This is a genomic window from Brucella sp. TWI432, from assembly GCF_039674445.1.
GTDB lineage: Bacteria > Pseudomonadota > Alphaproteobacteria > Rhizobiales > Rhizobiaceae > Brucella > Brucella chromiisoli.
This window is the reverse complement of the sequence record NZ_JBDJNL010000054.1, coordinates 1-2,382: the sequence shown is the minus strand read 5'-3', so window position 1 is coordinate 2,382 and position 2,382 is coordinate 1. Positions and strand designations below refer to the sequence as shown.

The window sequence follows — 2,382 nt, the reverse complement described above, 5'->3', positions numbered from 1 at the left end:
AATGTTGATGCTATCCTGTGCCTGGCCGTGGTCCGGGTTGTTTGTTTCAAGCTGCAATTCCACAGCCTTAAAGCAGAACTTCACGGCGCGCCCGCGCTCTGATGAAAGCGTCATCACGCGTCCCAGAGCAGCGGTGAGAGCCTCGCGCTCAACCGTGTAGGATTTGTCATTGTTCGCGGGAATAACCCTTGGATAGTCTGGATAATTGCCATCGATGAGCTTTGACGTGATCACGATGCCACCAGGCATTTCGAAGCGGATTTTTTGCGCCGACAGGCTGATTGCTACGTCGCCCTCTGCGCTTGCAAGATGCCTGAGCAGGCTGACTGTCGCACGAGGAATGATAACGCCTGGCATACCCTCGCTGCCTTCGGGCGGCGCAAGCTTGACCAGTGCCAGGCGATGGCCGTCTGTGGCGACAAAGGCCAGATGATCATCTGTCCTGTGAAGGTAAATTCCATTCAAATAATAACGGGTTTCCTCCGTAGAAATTGCGAAGCTGACCTTGGCAATAGCGTCCGCCATATCCACACCCGTTAAACTGAAATGGTGCGTGAAATCTCCCGCTGACATTTCTGGAAAGTCAGACGCCGGCAGCACCTGCAGGCGAAAGCGCGATCGGCCAGCCGATACATTCACATGTGCGTCGTCGCCCTCAAATTTAACATTCGCGCCATCTGCAAACTTGCTGACAGCATCATGCAGCAATGCGGATGGCATCGTGAAAGATGCGATTGCGCCAATGCCCGGCGCTTCGGCGCTTGCGCGCACTTCAAGGTCAAGGTTGGTGCAGGTTACACAAAGGCGGTCATCCTCGGCACTCATCAGCACATTGCCAAGAATAGGAATCGTGTTGCGCTTTTCGACGGCCCGGTTGACCGCCTTCAAGGCGGGGAGCAATGCTCCCCGCGCGATTGTGAAACTGGCGACCGACATCAGCTGATCTCCGGCTTGCCAGCGAATGAAGGCAGTTCTGTCTGCTTGGTCAGCGTCAGCAAATCCGCTTCAACTTGCTGCGTGATCACCAAATCTGGACGGTAGATATTGTAGAACCAGACAACCTTCTGATTGCTCATGCGATAGCGCAGGCGCACCGGAATGCGCACTTTCTCTCCCATAAAGAATGGGGCGATGGACAGAATGAATATGCCCGGCACTTTGACCGGCTGACCGTCAGCGCCTGTGTGGGTTTCTTCCCACTGAATCTGCCCTTCCCCAGACTGCAACTTGGTTTCTGTCTTCACCTGCGAAGACACATTGACTTGCATTTTGCGTGACAGGTTAACCAGCTGCGACGGCAGCGCCACCGTGGTGTTGAAATCACGCTCAATGGTCGCAATTTCACCCTCCGTCGGTGAAGCAAGGTCAGGAATGCGATCTTCCAAAAAGATGGCAAAATCCTGCTGGCTCATCACCTCGCCGTCATTCTTAACCCAGAGTTTCCAGTCATCTGACAAAGGAAACTCATAATGGATACGATGCTGGCAGTTATCAGCATCTCCACCCGACAGATTGCGATGATAATCAATTATCGATGTGAGGCTTGGCTTGGTCCAATCAAGATTGGCAAATATTGCCGAGTCTTCCGTTTTGTGGCGATTGGTCAGATCAATCAATGCATCCAAAGTCTGCACTTGCGCGACACCGCGCTTGCGGCTTGGAAAGACGCGATATTTTTCAAGAATATGATCAACACCCGAAATTGACGGTGTGCTGCCGCGCGTCAATAAGGCTGGCACTTCCTTTGGAAGTCCGATCATTGATTCTGTGGTTTCAATTGTGACGAGTTCAGCACCACTTGCCTGCGCGCCAAGTTCGGCTGCGGCAGTGATATCAATGGCCAGATTGTGAACTGCGTTTGTTGCAATCGGAGTCTCAGACATTTTAAATCCTATGGCTGTTGAAAAATTATGCGTTGATCACGCCGGACGCGCTGCGCGTTGCCTCACGTGGGCCGCCGAACATGTCGATCTGTTTGGGATGTTGCGTTGAAAGACTGCCGTCTTCGAGCATCCAGAAATGCGAAGATCCATGAACCTGCTTTGGTCGTTTCGAACCAATATCGGCTTCGATGGTGACTGTGCCGTCCACCACTTCAATATTGAGTTTGAGCGTGACCGACCCTTTGGCTTTCACCTTGGGGCGGTCGCCTGTGTGCTCTTTCAAGGCGAGAAATGTTTCCAGCAATTCTTTGGAAAGGCGGGGAACAACCTCGCCATTTTCCAGAATGCCAATGATGGTATTGGAGTCACGGATGCGTTGCATGGCTTCCTCTGCTGCGGTTTAAAAATCGGGGGAAATTATCCGCGCCATTCCGGCGCAAAAGGGATTTCGTCATCGAGATCACGCGCGAAGCCGCCGCCGCTCTGGCTGGCGTAGCTT

The 2,382-nt window shown here is 52.9% G+C and carries 3 protein-coding genes; all 3 read right to left on the bottom strand.

All coding sequences use genetic code 11. The features are described from left to right. Positions 1-936 (bottom strand): DNA polymerase III subunit beta (gene dnaN / locus ABE527_RS21550; RefSeq protein WP_499698250.1); only part of this gene is annotated, 936 nt, incomplete at its 3' end. Beyond that, positions 936-1,883 (bottom strand): DUF2303 family protein, encoded by a 948-nt coding sequence (locus ABE527_RS21545; RefSeq protein WP_265986080.1) that lies wholly within the window; start codon positions 1,881-1,883, stop codon positions 936-938. The genes dnaN and ABE527_RS21545, both read right to left, overlap by 1 nt. A 25-nt stretch (positions 1,884-1,908) precedes the next feature. Beyond that, complete coding sequence (locus tag ABE527_RS21540; RefSeq protein ID WP_499698249.1) at positions 1,909-2,265, bottom strand: YfdP family phage-associated protein; 357 nt, start codon at positions 2,263-2,265, stop codon at positions 1,909-1,911. Positions 2,266-2,382 lie beyond the last annotated feature (117 nt).